13 protein-coding genes are annotated in these 16,807 nt (G+C 70.0%); all 13 read left to right on the top strand.

Going from position 1 to position 16,807, the window contains the following annotated elements; translation table 11 throughout:
- Nucleotides 1-5 precede the first annotated feature (5 nt).
- The 13 genes from AB0B39_RS13960 (at nucleotide 6) to AB0B39_RS13900 (ending at nucleotide 16,457) form a co-directional block, all read left to right on the top strand.
- Nucleotides 6-1,217, top strand: a complete 1,212-nt coding sequence (locus tag AB0B39_RS13960) for an FUSC family protein (RefSeq protein ID WP_357495270.1) — start codon at nucleotides 6-8, stop codon at nucleotides 1,215-1,217.
- A 66-nt stretch (nucleotides 1,218-1,283) separates the two neighbouring features.
- The gene (locus AB0B39_RS13955) at nucleotides 1,284-1,811 is read left to right on the top strand and encodes a hypothetical protein (protein WP_234582859.1); all 528 of its coding nucleotides are present in this window, start codon (nucleotides 1,284-1,286) and stop codon (nucleotides 1,809-1,811) included.
- A gap of 59 nt (nucleotides 1,812-1,870) precedes the next feature.
- On the top strand, nucleotides 1,871-2,713 hold the full coding sequence (locus tag AB0B39_RS13950) for a DUF4097 family beta strand repeat-containing protein (RefSeq protein WP_234582857.1): 843 nt from the start codon (nucleotides 1,871-1,873) through the stop codon (nucleotides 2,711-2,713).
- A gap of 33 nt (nucleotides 2,714-2,746) precedes the next feature.
- The gene (locus AB0B39_RS13945) at nucleotides 2,747-3,724 is read left to right on the top strand and encodes an ATP-binding cassette domain-containing protein (RefSeq protein ID WP_357574483.1); all 978 of its coding nucleotides are present in this window, start codon (nucleotides 2,747-2,749) and stop codon (nucleotides 3,722-3,724) included.
- On the top strand, nucleotides 3,721-4,509 hold the full coding sequence (locus AB0B39_RS13940) for an ABC transporter permease (protein ID WP_234582854.1): 789 nt from the start codon (nucleotides 3,721-3,723) through the stop codon (nucleotides 4,507-4,509). Before AB0B39_RS13945 ends, AB0B39_RS13940 begins: the two co-directional genes overlap by 4 nt.
- Nucleotides 4,510-5,189: 680 nt before the next feature.
- Complete coding sequence (araB, locus tag AB0B39_RS13935) at nucleotides 5,190-6,872, top strand: ribulokinase (protein ID WP_357574482.1); 1,683 nt, start codon at nucleotides 5,190-5,192, stop codon at nucleotides 6,870-6,872.
- Nucleotides 6,869-7,561: an L-ribulose-5-phosphate 4-epimerase gene (locus tag AB0B39_RS13930; protein WP_234582851.1), complete on the top strand. Its 693-nt coding sequence runs from the start codon at nucleotides 6,869-6,871 to the stop codon at nucleotides 7,559-7,561. Before araB ends, AB0B39_RS13930 begins: the two co-directional genes overlap by 4 nt.
- A 128-nt stretch (nucleotides 7,562-7,689) precedes the next feature.
- The gene (locus AB0B39_RS13925; RefSeq protein WP_234582850.1) at nucleotides 7,690-8,682 is read left to right on the top strand and encodes an ABC transporter substrate-binding protein; all 993 of its coding nucleotides are present in this window, start codon (nucleotides 7,690-7,692) and stop codon (nucleotides 8,680-8,682) included.
- A gap of 191 nt (nucleotides 8,683-8,873) precedes the next feature.
- On the top strand, nucleotides 8,874-10,415 hold the full coding sequence (locus AB0B39_RS13920; RefSeq protein ID WP_357495262.1) for a sugar ABC transporter ATP-binding protein: 1,542 nt from the start codon (nucleotides 8,874-8,876) through the stop codon (nucleotides 10,413-10,415).
- On the top strand, nucleotides 10,412-11,482 hold the full coding sequence (locus AB0B39_RS13915) for an ABC transporter permease (RefSeq protein ID WP_234582848.1): 1,071 nt from the start codon (nucleotides 10,412-10,414) through the stop codon (nucleotides 11,480-11,482). The genes AB0B39_RS13920 and AB0B39_RS13915 overlap by 4 nt, the downstream gene beginning before the upstream one ends.
- Complete coding sequence (yjfF, locus tag AB0B39_RS13910) at nucleotides 11,479-12,471, top strand: galactofuranose ABC transporter, permease protein YjfF (RefSeq protein ID WP_234582847.1); 993 nt, start codon at nucleotides 11,479-11,481, stop codon at nucleotides 12,469-12,471. Before AB0B39_RS13915 ends, yjfF begins: the two co-directional genes overlap by 4 nt.
- 26 nt (nucleotides 12,472-12,497) lie before the next feature.
- Complete coding sequence (gene araA / locus AB0B39_RS13905; protein ID WP_234582846.1) at nucleotides 12,498-14,000, top strand: L-arabinose isomerase; 1,503 nt, start codon at nucleotides 12,498-12,500, stop codon at nucleotides 13,998-14,000.
- A gap of 336 nt (nucleotides 14,001-14,336) precedes the next feature.
- Complete coding sequence (locus AB0B39_RS13900; protein ID WP_357574481.1) at nucleotides 14,337-16,457, top strand: family 43 glycosylhydrolase; 2,121 nt, start codon at nucleotides 14,337-14,339, stop codon at nucleotides 16,455-16,457.
- Nucleotides 16,458-16,807 lie beyond the last annotated feature (350 nt).

Raw genomic sequence — 16,807 nt, 5'->3', positions numbered from 1 at the left:
CCGCCATGGTCGCTGCCGGCCCGCCCGCCGCGGACAGGGGTGCCGCGGCGCGTTCCGGCGCGCAAGCGGACGCCGCTGCGGCGACGACCGTCGCCCGGCTCCGCGCCCGTCTCTGGGGCACGCTGCGGGAGCGCTCGCGGCGGGTTCGGGGCATCGGCGGCCTCGCTCTGCAGGCCGGTCTGGCCGCGGCGCTGTCCTGGGTGGTGGCGCATCAGGTGCTGCACGTCTCGCAGCCGGTGTTCGCGCCGATCTCGGCGGTCTCGACCCTTGCCGCGTCGGTCGGGCAACGGCTGCGTCGCACCGTCGAATTGATCATCGGCGTCACCGTGGGGGTGCTGGTCGGCGACCTGCTGCTCACGGTCACCGGCACCGGGTGGTGGCAACTCGCCCTGATCGTCGTGCTCGCGATCCTCGTCGCGTTGTTCCTCGCCGGGAGCGCGGCGGTGGTGATCCAGGCCGGGGCGACGGCGGTGCTCATCGCCACGTTGAGCCCGTCCGTGCGGGACCTGGAGATTCCCCGCTTCGTGGACGCTCTCGTCGGGGGAGCGGTGGCGCTGCTGGTCACCGCCGTTCTTTTGCCGTTGAGCCCGCTGCGGGTGCTCAACCGTGCCGCGCGCCCGGCGTTGGACCTGCTCAGTGCCCAGCTCGACGCCACCGCCGGCGCGCTGGCCGACCGCGACATCGCCCGTGCGCTGGCCGCCCGCACGAAGCTGCGGGAGAACAAGGACGAGCTGCGGGCGCTCATCGAGGCGACCCAGGGTGCCCGGGAGGCCAGCACCCTGTCGCCGGCGCACTGGCATGAGCGGCACGGGCCGGTGGGCCGGTACGCCCAGGCGGCCGAACCGATCGACCGGGCGATGCGCAACGCCGGCACGCTGATCCGCCGCGCGGTGACCGTGATCGACGACGGCGAGCCGATCCCGGGAGCGCTGCCGGAGGCCGTCGCCGACCTCGCCGAGGCGGTACGCGTGCTCAAGCGGCAGTTCGCCGCCGGTGAGGAACCCACCCAGGCGCGGGAGCGGGCCCTGTGGGCGGTCTGCGTCGCCGGTGACGCCTACCGGGAGGGCGTTGGTTTCTCCGGTGCCGTCGTGGTGGCGCAGGTCCGGACGACCGTCAGCGACCTGCTGGTCGCCACCGGGCTGACGCAGGAGGTCGCGAACCGGCTGGTCCGGCGTGCGTTCGGGGGGTCGGAGCGTCTCGCCGGCGATCGACGATGACCCTCGTGGCAGCAATCTGAGCCATCGCTGTTGCATCCTGAGCCAAAGTGGTGCCATGATGGTGCCATGGACCTGAGGCCGTACGTCGAGAACCTGCGCAACGAGTTCGCTGTGGCCGCCGAGGGCGTCGACCCGGAGGGTCGGATGCTGGCCGAGCGGCTCTTCACTCAACTGGAGGCGGCGACCCACCTCACGCTGCTCGAGGCGCTGTCCGACGCGGCCGACGAGATCACCCGCGATCTCGCCCCCGGGTCGGTGCACGTCCGGCTGCGGGGGCGGGAGCCCAATTTCGTGGTGACGCCAGCGAGCCCGCCGGCGGACAGCGCGGATGCCGTCAGCGAACCGTCCCCGGCGCCGGCGCCGCTGCTCCCGCCCGAGGGCGACGAGGGCGGCACGTCCCGGATCAACCTCCGCCTCCCCGACCATCTCAAGGCCAGCGTCGACGGGGCCGCCAGCCGGGCCGGGCTGTCCGTCAACGCCTGGCTGGTGCGCGCCGTCGCCGCCGCCGTCGCGGCCGGCGGCACGGATCGCCAGCCACCGCGCCGGTTGGAACCACCCCGGCCCGGCCAGCACGTCACCGGCTGGGCGCGCTGACCGCCGCGCCCCCTCTCTGCTTCCGCTCGCCTTCGCCACGCACCTCTCGGGAGACCACCATGCCTGTTTTCGAGACACCAGAACCGATTTCCGTCCAGGTCGAGCTGCCCGTCGGGGACGCCTGGATCGCCGCGACCGACCGCACCGACACGGTGGTGCAGGTGCGCCCCCGCGACCCGTCGAGCAAGGCCGACGTGAGCGCCGCGGAGCAGACCACCGTCGAGTACGCCGCCGGGCTCCTGCGGATCAGGGTGCCGAAGAGCTGGCGCCGGTACGGCTTCGGCTCCGGGCCCTCGGTCGACGTCCTCATCGAGGTGCCGAGCGGGTCACGGCTGCATGCCGAGTCGGCGTGGGCCGCGTTTCGCGGGGAGGGGCGGCTCGGCGAGTGCCGCATCAAGACCGGCAGCGGCATCCGACTCGAGGAGACCGGGCCGCTGGAGATCGACAGCAGCCACGGCGAGGTCGCGGTGGAGCGGGTCACCGGTTCCGCCCGGGTGAAGGCCTCCTCCGGAAAGGTGCGCCTCGGCGCGGTCGACGGCACCGCGGAGATCAAGAACTCCTCCGGCGACTGCTGGATCGGCCGCAGCGGCGGTGACGTCCGCGTCAACACCGCGTACGGCGACATCGCCGTGGACGCGTCGACGGCCTCGGTGACGGCACGCACCGCGTACGGCAACGTCCGGCTCGGCGAGGTCGTCCGCGGGTCGATCGAGTCCCACACCTCGTACGGCGCGATCGAGGTCGGTGTCCGGAGGGGCACCGCCGCCTGGCTCGACGTCAGCTCCCGGCACGGGCGCGTGCACAACGCGCTCGAGTCGACCGACAGCCCGGCCGAGACCGACGAGACGGTCGAGATCCGCGCGAACACCTCCTACGGCGACATCACGATCCGCCGTGCCTGATCCTCCGCGACCCCCACCACAAATGAGGAGACCATGACCAGCAGCAGGAAACCCGCGATCGTCACCACCGAACTCCGGAAGTCCTACGGTGACAAGGTCGTGCTCGACGGCATCGACCTGATGATCACCGAGGGAACGATCTACGCGCTGCTCGGCCCGAACGGCGCCGGCAAGACCACCACCGTGCAGATCCTCTCCACCCTGCTGCGGGCGGACGGCGGCCACGCCCGCGTCCTCGGCCACGACGTGACCCGGGAGCCCGACGCGGTCCGTGAGCTGATCGGCGTGACCGGCCAGTTTTCCGCAGTGGACAACCTGCTCACCGGTCGGGAGAACCTGAACCTGATGGCCGACCTGTGCCACCTGGACCGGGCAGAGGGGCGCCGGCGGATCGCCGACCTGCTCGCGCGGTTCGATCTGGCCGAGGTGGCCGACAAGCCGGCCTCGACGTACTCCGGTGGTATGCGGCGTCGGCTCGACCTCGCGATGACCCTGGTCGGCGACCCCCGCGTCATCTTCCTCGACGAGCCGACGACCGGCCTCGACCCGCGCAGCCGCCGCGCCATGTGGCACATCATCCGGGCCCTCGCCGCCGAGGGCGTCACCATCCTGTTGACGACCCAGTACCTGGAGGAGGCCGATCAGCTCGCCGACCGCGTCGCGTTCCTCGACCACGGCCGGCTGATCGCCGAGGGCACCCCGCACGAACTCAAGCGGCTCATCCCGGGCGGTCACGTCGTGTTGTCCTTCGCCGACCAGGAAGGGCTCGACTCGGCGGCCCGTACGTTCGCGACGGGCACCCGGGACGACGCCGCGCTCACCCTCCAGGTGCCGAGCGACGGCGGGGTCGGCTCGTTGCGGTCGGTCCTGGACCACCTCGACCGCGACGCGATCACCGTGGCCGGCCTCTCCGTGCACACCCCCGACCTCGACGACGTCTTCCTCGCCCTCACCGGCCGACCCGACACCCGGGCCGGGCGGTCCGGCCACGAAAGGGCTTCCGCGCGATGAGCACCCTCAACCTCGCCCTGCGCGACTCGAACACCATGCTGCGGCGCAACCTCCTGCACATGCGGCGCTACCCGTCGCTGACCCTCATGCTCATCGGTCTACCCGTCATCCTCCTGCTGCTCTTCGTCTACGTCTTCGGCGGCACGCTCGGCGCCGGTCTCGGGCCCTTGGGCGGCCGCGCCGACTACGCCAACTACGTCACCCCGGGCATCCTGCTCATCACGGTGGCCAGCGCGGCGCAGGGCACCGCCATCTCCGTCGCCATGGACATGGCCGAGGGCATCATCGCCCGCTTCCGTACGATGGCGATCTTCCGACCGTCGGTCCTCACCGGCCACGTCGTGGGCAGCGTGCTCCAGACGATGCTCAGCCTCGCGGCCGTCACCGGTGTCGCGTTGCTCGTCGGGTTCCGTCCCACCGCCGGTGCCGTCGAGTGGCTCGCCGCGATCGGCGTCCTCACCATGATCACTTTCGCGGTCACCTGGCTGACGGTCGCCCTCGGACTGGCGACGAAGAGCGTCGAGGCGGCCAGCAACGTGCCCATGCCGCTGATGCTCCTGCCGTTCCTCGGCAGCGGGTTCGTCCCCACCGACTCGATGCCGACGGCGGTGCGCCTCTTCGCCGACTACCAACCCTTCACGCCGGTCATGGAGACGCTTCGGGGCCTCCTGCTCGGCAGCGGAATCGGCAGCAACGGGATCCTCGCGGTCGCCTGGTGCGCAGTCATCACGGTGGCCTCCTTCCTCTGGGCCAAGGCGCTCTACAACCGCGGCCGGACCGCCTGACCCGACGGGCCCGCGCGCCCGATCCGCCCGACCCGCCCCGGTCCGGCCCTGCGGGGCCGGACCGGGGCGCATGATCGACCCCGGTTCGACGATGTCGCGGTGTCCGGCCGACCGGATACCGCGACATCGCCGACTCCGGAGCTGGATCGAGATCGTGCGGGCGGCGGTCGCGAAACGTCGAATGTTATCGATAACACGAGTCCGGGGCCGGGCGCGGGAGGTGCACGTCGGCGACCGGATCGCGCGCTCAGGGGCTCGGCGGCGGCTGCGGCGCGGATCATAGATCTGATCATGCGAGGGCGGCGGCCGCCGCGATGTTATCGCTGACATCGCCGATGGTCACGCCACCGTCGCGATCGGAGCGTCCCGCCGGGGCGCGGTGGTAAGGGGCGTCGCTGTCGTCCTGGCGGGTGGGGGAGGCGCCGGGCCGACTGTTGGCCGATGCGGCGTCGGGTCGCGCTCCGGGCGAGGAGGTTTCGGCCGGCTGTCGTCCAGACGTCGCTCTTGCAGGGCTGCGCCAACCGGCCTGGAGACGCAATCGCGGCCTTTGCACCAATCCGGTAGCTACCCGCCCGACTGGGCGCGGCCTCCGCGTTCCGTTACGGAGCTGTTGCAGCTAGATGTCTTGACGGCGCTGGATGTGAGCGTTAACACTATCCCCGTTAACGGTGGAGGTGAACATGGAGCGTGTGGACGGAGCTGCCGAAAGCTACGTCGTGGGTGTCGATTTCGGCACTCTCTCCGGGCGGGCCCTCGTGGTCCGGGTTTCTGACGGTGCCGAGTTGGGGACCGCGGTGCACGAGTACGGCGACGCGGTCATCAGCGAGACGCTGCCCGGAGGTCGACAACTGCCCCCGGACTGGGCGCTGCAGAACCCGGACGACTACCGCGACGTGCTGCGCTACGCCGTCCCGGCGGCGGTGTCCGCCGCAGGGGTGGACCCCGCAGCGGTGGTGGGTATCGGCATCGACTTCACCGCCTGCACCGTGCTGCCGACCGACGCCCACGGCACCCCGCTCTGCGAGGTTCCCGAGCTGCGCGACCGGCCGCACTCCTGGGTCAAGCTGTGGAAGCACCACGCGGCGCAGCCGCACGCCGACCGGATCAACGCGCTGGCCCACGAGCGGGCCGAGCCGTGGATCGGCAGGTACGGCGGCAAGATCTCCGCCGAGTGGCAGTACGCCAAGGGTCTGCAGATCCTGGAGGAGGACCCGGAGATCTACCACCGGGCCGAGCGGTTCATCGAGGCCGCCGACTGGATCGTCTGGCAGCTCAGCGGCACCGAGACCCGTAACGTCTGCACCGCTGGCTACAAGGGCATCCTGCAGGACGGGCAGTACCCGTCCGAGAGCTTCCTGACCGCGCTCAACCCCGACTTCGGCGACTTCGTGGCCAAGCTCGACGGCCCGCTGCTGCCCCTCGGCGCCCGCGCCGGCACGCTCACCGCCCGCGCCTCGGCCTGGACCGGTCTGCCGCAGGGGATCGCGGTGGCCGTCGGCAACGTCGACGCGCACGTCACCGCGGCGTCCGCGCAGGCCGTGGAGCCCGGTCGGCTGGTCGCCATCATGGGCACCTCGACCTGCCACGTCGTCAACGGCGCGGAGGTCGCCGAGGTGGCCGGCATGTGCGGTGTCGTGGACGGCGGCATCAGCCCCGGCGCCTGGGGCTACGAGGCCGGGCAGAGCGGCGTCGGCGACATCTTCGGCTGGTTCGTCGAGCACGGCGCCCCCGCCGGCCTCGACTCGCACGAACGCCTCACCGAGCTTGCCGCCAGCCAGCCGGTCGGCGCACACGGCCTGGTCGCGCTGGACTGGTGGAACGGCAACCGCTCGCTGCTGGTCAACCACGACCTCAGCGGGATGATCGTCGGGATGACCCTGGCCACCCGGCCGCAGGACATCTACCGCGCGCTGCTGGAGTCCACGGCGTACGGCACCCGAATGATCATCGACGCGTTCGTCGAGGCCGGTGTTCCGGTGAACGACCTGGTGATCGCCGGCGGTCTCACCAACAACAAGCTCCTGATGCAGATCTACGCCGACGTGACCAAGCGACCGCTGAACATCATCGCGTCCGCGCAGGGGCCGGCGCTCGGGTCGGCCATCCACGCCGCCGTCGCGGCCGGGGCGTACCCGTCGATCCACGAGGCGTCGCAGGCGATGGGGCGCGTGCACGAGGCCGTCTACACGCCCGATCCCGACCGGGCGCGCGCCTACGACGCCCTGTACGCCGAGTACCGGGCCCTGCACGACCACTTCGGCCGGGGCGGCAACGACGTCATGCTCCGCCTGCGGGCGATCCGCAACGCGGCGGTCGAGGCCGTCGCGGCCACGCACGAGGCCCCGCTGGAGGTCGTCGCATGAACGCAGAGGTGAGTCGGCAGATCGGCGAGTTGCGCGAGGTCGTCGCCCGTCTGCACAGCGAGCTGACGCGCTACAACCTGGTCGCCTGGACGTCCGGCAACGTCTCGGCACGGGTCCCCGGTCAGGACCTCATGGTGATCAAGCCGAGCGGGGTGGGCTACGACGACCTCACGGCCGACACCATGGTGGTCTGCGACCTCGACGGTGTTCTCGTCGAGGGGGACCTCGCCCCGTCCAGCGACACGGCCGCCCACGCCTACGTCTACCGCGCCATGCCCGAGGTCGGCGGGGTCGTGCACACGCACAGCTCGTACGCCAGCGCCTGGGCCGCCTGCGGCGAGGCGATCCCCTGCCACCTCACGGCGCAGGCCGACGAGTTCGGCGGGGAGATCCCGCTGGGCCCGTTCGCGCTGATTGGTGGCGACGACATCGGCAAGGGCATCGTCGCCACCCTCGCCGGGCACCGCTCTCCCGCGGTGCTGATGCGCAACCACGGCGTCTTCTCCATCGGGCGGGACGCCCGGGCAGCGGTCAAGGCCGCGGTCATGTGCGAGGACGTGGCCCGCACCGCGTACCTGGCGCGGACGCTCGGGCAGCCGGTGCCGATCGCGCAGGCCGACATCGACGCTCTCTACCACCGCTACCAGAACGTCTACGGCCAACAACCAGTCGCACCGGCAGGTCCCTGACCGTCTCCATCGGCCACCCGGGCCCGCCGGTCTGCTCCACCGACGCACCAGCACGCACCACCCGCGTACGCCACCTTCTGCTCCTCGGCGGCTCACGCGGTCCCACCACACCCAGCCAAGGAGAACTGATGAGAAAGATGCGAACGCAGCGCGCTATCGCGGTCCTCGCCAGCGTACTGCTCGTCGGCGGCGTGGCGGCCTGCGGCAACAGCGACACCGGCGGCGGCGGGTCCAAGGACGACGGCAAGATCACGATGGGCTTCTCCCAGGTCGGTGCGGAGAGCGGGTGGCGTACCGCGAACACCACCTCGATCAAGGAGTCCGCCGCCGCGGCCGGCATCGAGCTGAAGTTCGACGACGCGCAGCAGAAGCAGGAAAACCAGATCAAGGCGATCCGCAACTACATCCAGCAGAAGGTCGACGTCATCGCCTTCTCGCCGGTTGTGGAGTCCGGGTGGGACACCGTGCTCAAGGAGGCCAAGGACGCCGGCATTCCGGTCATCCTGACCGACCGCTCGGTCGACTCGGCCGACAAGAGCCTGTACAAGACGTTCCTCGGCTCGGACTTCGTCAAGGAGGGCCGGCTCGCCGGTGAGTGGCTGGTCGAGCAGAAGAAGGGCGCGACCGGCCCGGTGAACATCGTCGAGCTGCAGGGCAACACCGGTGCCGCTCCGGCCAACGACCGCAAGAAGGGCTTCGGCGAGGCGATCGCCGCCAACCCGAACCTGAAGATCATCGCTTCCCAGCCGGGTGACTTCACCCGGGCGGGCGGCAAGCAGGTCATGGAGCAGTTCCTCAAGGCCAACCCGAAGATCGACGTGCTGTTCGCGCACAACGACGACATGGGTCTGGGCGCGCTCGAGGCCATCACCGCGGCCGGCAAGGTGCCCGGCAAGGACATCACCATCATCACTGTCGACGCAGTCAAGGACGGCATGCAGGCCCTCGCCGACGGGAAGTTCAACTTCATCGCGGAGTGCAGCCCGCTGCTCGGCCCACAGCTGATGGACCTGGCCAAGAAGGTCAAGGCGGGCGAGACGGTGCCGCCTCGGATCGAGACCGAGGAGACCACCTTCACGCAGGAGCAGGCCAAGGAGGCTCTGCCCACCCGCAAGTACTGATCGACGCGAGGGGGGTCGCCGCGCTCGCGTGGCGGCCCCGCCGCGTCGCCTTACCAACCCGAACGGACCGGGCATGACCCGCGATGACCCGCGCCACGCCCGCCCGAGCCTCCCGCAGGGGCGGCCGGGCGGGCGCGGTGGGAGCGCAGCGGCCCTTCCGCGTCGACAACCCCCAGAAGAGGTCTGATGGGATGACGGATAGCCGTCCGGTCCTGACGATGACCGGGATCAGCAAGTCCTTTCCCGGGGTGCGCGCACTCCACGACGTCAACTTCCGGCTCTTCCCCGGCGAGGTGCACGCCCTGATGGGCGAGAACGGCGCCGGCAAGTCGACCCTCATCAAGGTGCTGACGGGCGTCTACGACACCGACGAGGGCGCGATCACCCTCCACGGTGAGCCGGTGTCCTTCACCGGCCCGATGCAGGCGACGGCGGCCGGCGTGAGCACCGTCTACCAGGAGGTCAATCTCTGCACCAACCTCTCGGTGGCGGAGAACATCTTCATCGGCCGCGAGCCGCGGCTTCTCGGCGCCGTCCGCTGGGGTGAGGTCCGCCGACGCGCCCGCGCGCTCCTGGCCCGCCTCGACCTCGACCTCGACGTCAGCGCGCCGCTGGGCTCGTACTCCCTCGCGATCCAGCAGATGGTCGCGATCGCCCGTGCGATCGACATCCAGGCCCGGGTGCTGATCCTGGACGAGCCGACGTCCAGCCTCGACGCGGGTGAGGTCGCGCAACTGTTCCGCATCATGCGGCAACTGCGCGACGAGGGCATCGCGATCCTGTTCGTGACCCACTTCCTCGACCAGGTCTACGAGATCGCCGACCGCATCACCGTGCTGCGCAACGGCGGCCTCGTCGGCGAGTACCCGACCGCCGAGCTGCCCCAGCTCAGTCTCGTCGAGAAGATGATCGGCAAGGAACTCGACGTCCTCGAAGGCATCGAGGAGCACTCCCGGCGGGACCTGGCCGCCCTGGAGGAGGGCACCCCGCTGGTGGCGGTGTCGAACCTCGGCCGGGCGGGCGCGGTCGCGCCGTTCAGCCTGACCATCCACGCCGGCGAGGTGGTGGGCCTGGCCGGTCTGCTGGGCTCCGGGCGTACCGAGGTGGCGCGGCTGTTCTTCGGCGCCGACCGGGCCGACGGCGGGCAGGTCGCGATCGACGGCACGTCGAGCAGCCTGCGTACCCCCGCGCAGGCCATCGACCAGGGCGTCGGCTTCTGTTCGGAGAACCGCCGAGCCGAGGGCATCGTTCCCGAGCTGTCGGTCCGCGAGAACATCATCCTCGCCATGCAGGCCGCCCGTGGCTGGCTGCGGCCCATCCCGCGCCGCCGGCAGGACGAGCTGGTCGACAAGTACGTCAAGGCCCTCAACATCCGTCCGGCGGACCCGGAGGTGCCGGTCCGCAACCTCTCCGGCGGCAACCAGCAGAAGGTGCTCCTGGCCCGGTGGCTGATCACCGAGCCACGGCTGCTGATCCTGGACGAGCCGACCCGGGGCATCGACATCGGCGCGAAGACCGAGATCCAGCGGCTCGTGACGCAGTTGTCCGACGGCGGAATGGCGGTGCTGTTCATCTCCGCCGAGCTGGAGGAGGTGCTGCGCCTCAGCCACAAGGTGGCGGTCATGCGCGACCGGCAGATGGTCGCGCAGCTCGCCAACGACGAGGGCCTCGACGCCGAGCGCATCATGCAGACGATCGCGAGTGGATCTCACCGGGAGGAGGTGGACCGATGAACGACACCATGGGCCGCTATCGGACGATGATCGGTCACCGGCTGTTCTGGCCCATCGCCGTGCTGGTCGTCATGCTCGCCGCGAACACGATCTACCGGCCCGGGTTCCTGTCCATCGAGCTCAAGGACGGGCACCTGTACGGCTCGCCGATCGACATCCTGCGGTTGAGCGCCCCGCTGATCCTCGTCGCGCTGGGCATGACCCTGGTCATCTCGACCGGCGGCATCGACCTGTCGGTCGGCTCGGTGTGCGCGATCAGCGGCGCGATGGCCTGCATGTACATCAGCAAGCAGCCCGACCAGAACAGCCTCACAGTGGTGCTGACCGCCCTCGCGATGGCGTTGGGGGTCGCGCTCGTGCTCGGCGTCTGGAACGGGGTGCTGGTGGCCGTGATCGGAATCCAACCGATCATCGCCACCCTGATCCTGATGGTGGCCGGCCGGGGCCTCGCCCAGCTGATCACCCAGGGGCAGATCATTACCATCAACTCGGGGCCGTTCCGGGGGATCGGGCTGGGTCACCTGCTGACCCTGCCGCTGGCCATCTTCATCGCCCTCGCCGCGGCGCTGCTCGTCGCCGCGTTCACCCGCCGTACCGCACTCGGCATGATCATCGAGTCGGTGGGCGGCAACGCGGAGGCGAGCCGACTCGCCGGCATCCGCTCCGGCCGGGTCATCTTCCTCGCGTACGTCGTCAGCGCCGTCTGCGCGGCGATCGCCGGCTTCATGATGACGGCCAACGTCTCCAGCGCCGACGGCAACGCCGTCGGCCTCTGGGTGGAGTTGGACGCCATCCTCGCGGTCGTCATCGGTGGCACGTCCCTCGCCGGCGGCCGGTTCTTCCTGAGCGGCACGATCCTCGGGGCGCTGATCATCCAGACCCTGACCACCACGGTGTACGCCATGAACATCTCGCCGCAGACGTCGCTGCTGTTCAAAGCGGTGGTCGTCATCGCCGTCTGCCTGATTCAGGCGCCGGCGTTCCGTGCCAAGTTCAGCCGGCGCAGACGAAGCGCCCCGCCGCCGCGCCCCGTCGCCGACAAGCCGAAGGAGCAGGTGCCGGCATGACCACCGGATCGCTCACCGTCCCCCGCCGTACCCGGTTCCGGCTGCCTCGGCGGCAGGTGCCGGTGCTGGCCACGCTCGCCCTGCTCCTGGTGATGTACGGCATCGGCGTGTCCCAGTACACGGCGTTCTCGAACGTGCAGGTCATCTTCAACGTCTTCATCGACAACGGCTTCCTGCTCGTCGTCGCGGTGGGGATGACCTTCGTGATCCTCACCGGTGGCATCGACCTGTCGGTGGGCTCCGTCGTCGCCATGACGGCGATGGTGTCGGCGGACCTGTTGCAAAAGGGCCTGCCCGCGGCGCTCGTGCTCGTCATCGCCCTGCTCATCGGCCCGACGCTCGGCCTGTTGATGGGGTGCGCCATCCACTTCTTCGACATCCAGCCGTTCATCGTCACGCTCGCCGGGATGTTCTTCGCCCGCGGCATGTGCACGTTCATCTCCGGCTCGTCCATCCCGATCACCGACGGGTTCTGGACCAGGATGTCGCAGGAGCGGATCGGGGATCCTCGGGGCAACTTCGTCTCGATCAGCGTGTTGATCGCCTTCGCCGTGGTGCTCGTCGCCGCGTACGTGCTGGCCTACACCCGGTTGGGGCGCAACGTGTACGCGATCGGCGGTAACCCGCAGTCGGCGCTGCTGATGGGCCTGCCGTTGGGGCGGACCCGGATCGCCGTCTACACGATCAGCGGCCTGTGCTCCGCGATCGGCGGCATCCTGCTGTCCTTCTACACCCTCTCGGGCGCCCCGCTGATCGCCGTCGGCATGGAGTTGGACGTCATCGCCGCCGTCGTGATCGGAGGCACCGTGCTCACCGGTGGCTCGGGTTACGTCTTCGGCACGGTGCTGGGCGTGCTGGTGCTGGGTGTGATCCAGACCCTCATCACGTTCGACGGGAGTCTCAACTCCTGGTGGACCAAGATCGTGATCGGCGGTCTGCTCTTCGCGTTCATCCTCCTGCAGCGCCTCATCGGAATCCGTTACAAGTGACAGTTCCTCTCGTGGAAGGCAACCCCATGGCACCACAAACCCAACCCGAGATCTGGTTCCTCACCGGCAGCCAAGGCATGTACGGCGAGGAGACGCTCCGGCAGGTCGCCGAGCAGTCTCGCCAGATCGCGGCCGCGCTCGACGACTCGCCGCAGATTCCCGCCCGGGTGGTCTGGAAGCCCGTCCTGACCAACAGCGGTGAGATCCTGCGGGTCTGCCGGGACGCCGCCGCCCAGGGGGCCATCGGGGTCATCGCGTGGATGCACACGTTCTCACCGGCGAAGATGTGGATCTCCGGTCTGGACGCCCTGCAGACGCCGCTGCTGCACCTGCACACCCAGGCGAACGTCCTGCTGCCGTGGGACGACATCGACATGGACTTCATGAACCTGAACCAGGCCGCCCACGGCGACCGTGAGTTCGGGTACATCCAGACCCGGCTCGGGGTGGCCCGCAAGACCGTCGCCGGGCACGTGAGCGACCCGCGGGTGACCAGCCGGGTCGGGGCCTGGGCCCGCGCGGCGCTCGGCTGGTCGGCGATGCGGTCGCTGCGGCTGGCCCGCTTCGGCGACAACATGCGCGACGTCGCGGTGACCGAGGGCGACAAGGTCGAGGCGGAGCTGCGCTTCGGGGTGTCGGTCAACACCTACGGCGTCAACGACCTGGTCCAGGTGGTCGGTGAGGTCGCCGACGCCGACGTCGACGAGCTGGTCAAGGAGTACGGCGACAGCTACCGCGTCGGCGCCGAGCTGCTTCCCGGGGGTGAGCGGCACGACTCGCTGCGCTACGCGGCCCGTCTGGAACTCGGCATGCGCGCGTTCCTGGACGCCGGCGGGTTCCGGGCGTTCACCACGAACTTCGAGGACCTCGGTGGTCTGCGTCAGCTGCCCGGCATCGCCGTGCAGCGGCTGATGGCCGACGGCTACGGCTTCGGCGGCGAGGGCGACTGGAAGACGTCCGTCCTGCTGCACACCCTCAAGGCGATGTCGGTGGGGGTCGAGGGCGGCACGTCCTTCATGGAGGACTACACCTACGACCTGACTCCGGGTCGGGAGCTGGTGCTGGGCGCCCACATGCTCGAGGTCTGCCCCACCATCGCCTCCGACGTGCCCGACGTGGAGATCCACCCGCTGAGCATCGGCGGGCGGGAGGACCCGGTGCGGCTCGTGTTCGACGCCGCGCCCGGCCCGGCGGTGGTGCTGGGGCTGGCCGACATGGGGGAGCGGTTCCGGCTCGTGGCCAACGAGATCGACGTCGTGACGCCGCCGCAGCCGCTGCGCCGGCTGCCGGTCGCCCGCGCCGTCTGGCGGCCGCGACCGGACCTGCCGGTCTCGGCCGAGGCGTGGATCACCGCCGGCGCCCCCCACCACACCGTGCTGTCGCAGGCGGTGGGCACCGAGGAGCTGCATGACCTGGCCGAGATGAGCCGGACCGAGCTCGTCGTCATCGACGCCGACACCGAGCCGCGCCGCTTCGCCGACGAGATCCGCTGGAACCAGGCCTACTACCGGCTGGCCCGCGGCTTCTGATCCGCGCCCTCGGAGCGCCCTGACAACGGGTGGTCCATTCCTGCCTGCGGGCGGGGGTGGGCCACCCGTTCGCGTGTGCGCCGGCGGGCACGAGGCGGCTGTGTTACGGCTTGACTAACAGCATGTTATCGCTCACAGTCTATAGCCAAGATGGTCGATGTCGTTGGCTGGTCCGGCCGCGCGCGCGTCCTACCCCGCGGTTTCGGCACCTCGTCGCCGCGACGGTCGGACGATCGGTGTTAGCGATCACATGGCCGGGCGTGGTCAGCTCGGTGCCCCGCCCGGTGCCGCGGACGCCGACCCAGACCGCACGGTTCGCGTCAGCAGAGGAGGATCATGCTTTCCATCGGTCGGGTTCCCCGGGGTGCGCCAGGTCGGCGCGGGTGGCTGTCGAGACTCGCCGTCGCCGCGATGACACTTGTGGTCGGTGGCGCGGCCGCGGCGGTGGCCGCCGCGCCCGCGTCAGCGGCGACTGTGGACACCAGCGCGTGGTACGTGTTGGTGAACCGCAACAGCGGCAAGGCTGTGGACGTGTACAACCTGGCCACGAACGACGGTGCGCGGATCACGCAGTGGACGCGTAACAACGGGAACCAGCAGCAGTGGCAGTTCGTGGACTCCGGAGGTGGTTACTACCGGGTCAAGTCGCGGTTGTCGGGCAAGGTGCTGGACGTCTCCGGCCGCTCGACTGCCAACGGCGGGGCGATCGTGCAGTGGTCCGACAACAACGGCACCAACCAGCAGTTCCGGTTGGCCGACTCCGACGGCGGCTATGTGCGGTTGATCAACCGCAACAGCAACAAGGCGATGGAGGTGCAGGGGGCGTCGACCGCCGATGGTGGCAACATCGTGCAGTACGACGACTGGAACGGCACCAACCAGCAGTGGCAGCTCGTGCGCGTCGACGGCGGGGGCAACCCGACCACGCCGCCGCCCACCACGCCACCCCCGTCGAACGGCACCTACTCGAACCCGGTGGTCTGGCAGGACTTCGCCGACGTCGACATCATCCGGGTCGACAACGTCTATTACATGTCGGCGTCCACCATGCACTACTCGCCGGGCGCTCCGGTGCTGCGCTCGTACGACCTGGTGAACTGGGAGTACGCCGGGCACTCCGTACCCCGGTTGGACTTCGGCTCGAAGTACGACATGAGCGGTGGTAACGCGTACGTCGACGGGATCTGGGCCTCGACGTTGAACTACCGGCCGAGCAACAAGACGTTCTACTGGGCCGGGTGCATCGACTTCGCGCAGACCCACATCTACACCGCGTCCGCCGTCGACTCGACGTGGAGCAAGCTCACCACCATCCCCAACTGCTACTACGACGCCGGCATGCTGATCGACGACAACGACACCATGTACGTCGCGTACGGCAACACCAACATCAGCGTCGCGCAGCTGTCCGCCGACGGGAAGACGCAGGTCCGCAGCCAGCAGGTCTACAGCACGCCGTCGAGCATCGGGACGCTGGAGGGTGCGCGCTTCTACAAGCGCAACGGCGCCTACTACATCTGGCTCACCCGGCCGGCCAACGGCCAGTACGTGCTGAAGTCGACAAACGGCCCGTTCGGCCCCTACGAGCAGCGTCAGGTGCTGCTCAACCTGCCCGGACCGATCTCCGGTGGCGGCGTACCGCACCAGGGCGGGCTGGTGCAGACCCAGAACGGCGACTGGTACTACATGGCGTTCGTCGACGCGTACCCCGGTGGCCGGATGCCCGCCATGGCGCCGATCACCTGGACCGGCGACGGCTGGCCGGTCCTGCAGACCGTCAACGGCGCGTGGGGCAGCTCGTACCCGAAGCCGAACCTGCCCGCCGCGCCCCGGGCGGTGAAGCCACTCACCGGCACCGACACGTTCGCCGGCACCACCCTCGGCCCGCAGTGGGAGTGGAACCACAACCCCGACAACAGCAAGTGGTCGGTCAACAACGGGCTGAACCTGCAGACCGCCACCGTGACCGGCGACCTGTACAAGGCGCGCAACACGCTGACCCACCGGATCCAGGGACCCACCTCGACCGCCACCATCGAGCTGGACTACTCCACCATGCGCGACGGTGATCGCACCGGCCTGGCGGTGCTGCGCAACTCGTCGGCCTGGATCGGGGTCCGACGGGACAACGGATCCACCCGCCTGGTCATGCAGAACGGGCTGACGATGGACGACAGCTGGAACACCACAAGCACCGGCAGCGAGGTGGCGAGCACCGCAGTCTCCGGTGGCCGGATCTGGTTGCGGGCCAACGCCGACATCAGACCCGGGTCCGGCCGGCAGGCCCGCTTCTCGTACAGCACCGACGGGGTCAACTTCACGTCCTTCGGCAACGCCCTGACCCTGGCGAACAACTGGCAGTTCTTCATGGGCTACCGGTTCGCCATCTTCAACCACGCCACCCAGGCGCTCGGTGGCGCGGTCACCGTGCGCCGATTCGACCTGACGACACCGTGACGCCGGTCACACAACCAGTAATCCACGGGTGACGCGAACGGACCACTGATCCCACCGCGGAAGGCGTCCACGTCCCCGGCTCCGGCCCGCCGCCGCCCTGTTCCGCGCTCTGTCCAGGAGCGCGGAGCGGGGCGGCGGTCCGCTGTGGCCGGCCCGGGTCGGGGTGCCCGGCAGGCGCGGCGCGTGGCGCTGGCCGCCCGACCTGGCACACGCCGTGTCGTTCGCCGCTCAGCCGTTCCGTGTTCGAGGCGGTGCCTGGCGTAGACTGTCGGCGATCCAGCGCTGGTCACCTGCGATTCAGCACCGGCGTGGTGGCTGAGCGAGGGGGATCGGGCCGGGCCGCTCCAGTC

The organism is Micromonospora sp. NPDC049114 (assembly GCF_040648635.1).
In the GTDB taxonomy this organism is placed as follows: Bacteria; Actinomycetota; Actinomycetes; order Mycobacteriales; family Micromonosporaceae; genus Micromonospora.
Note: the sequence above shows the minus strand (reverse complement) of the source record. Positions and strands in the feature narration are given on the sequence as shown.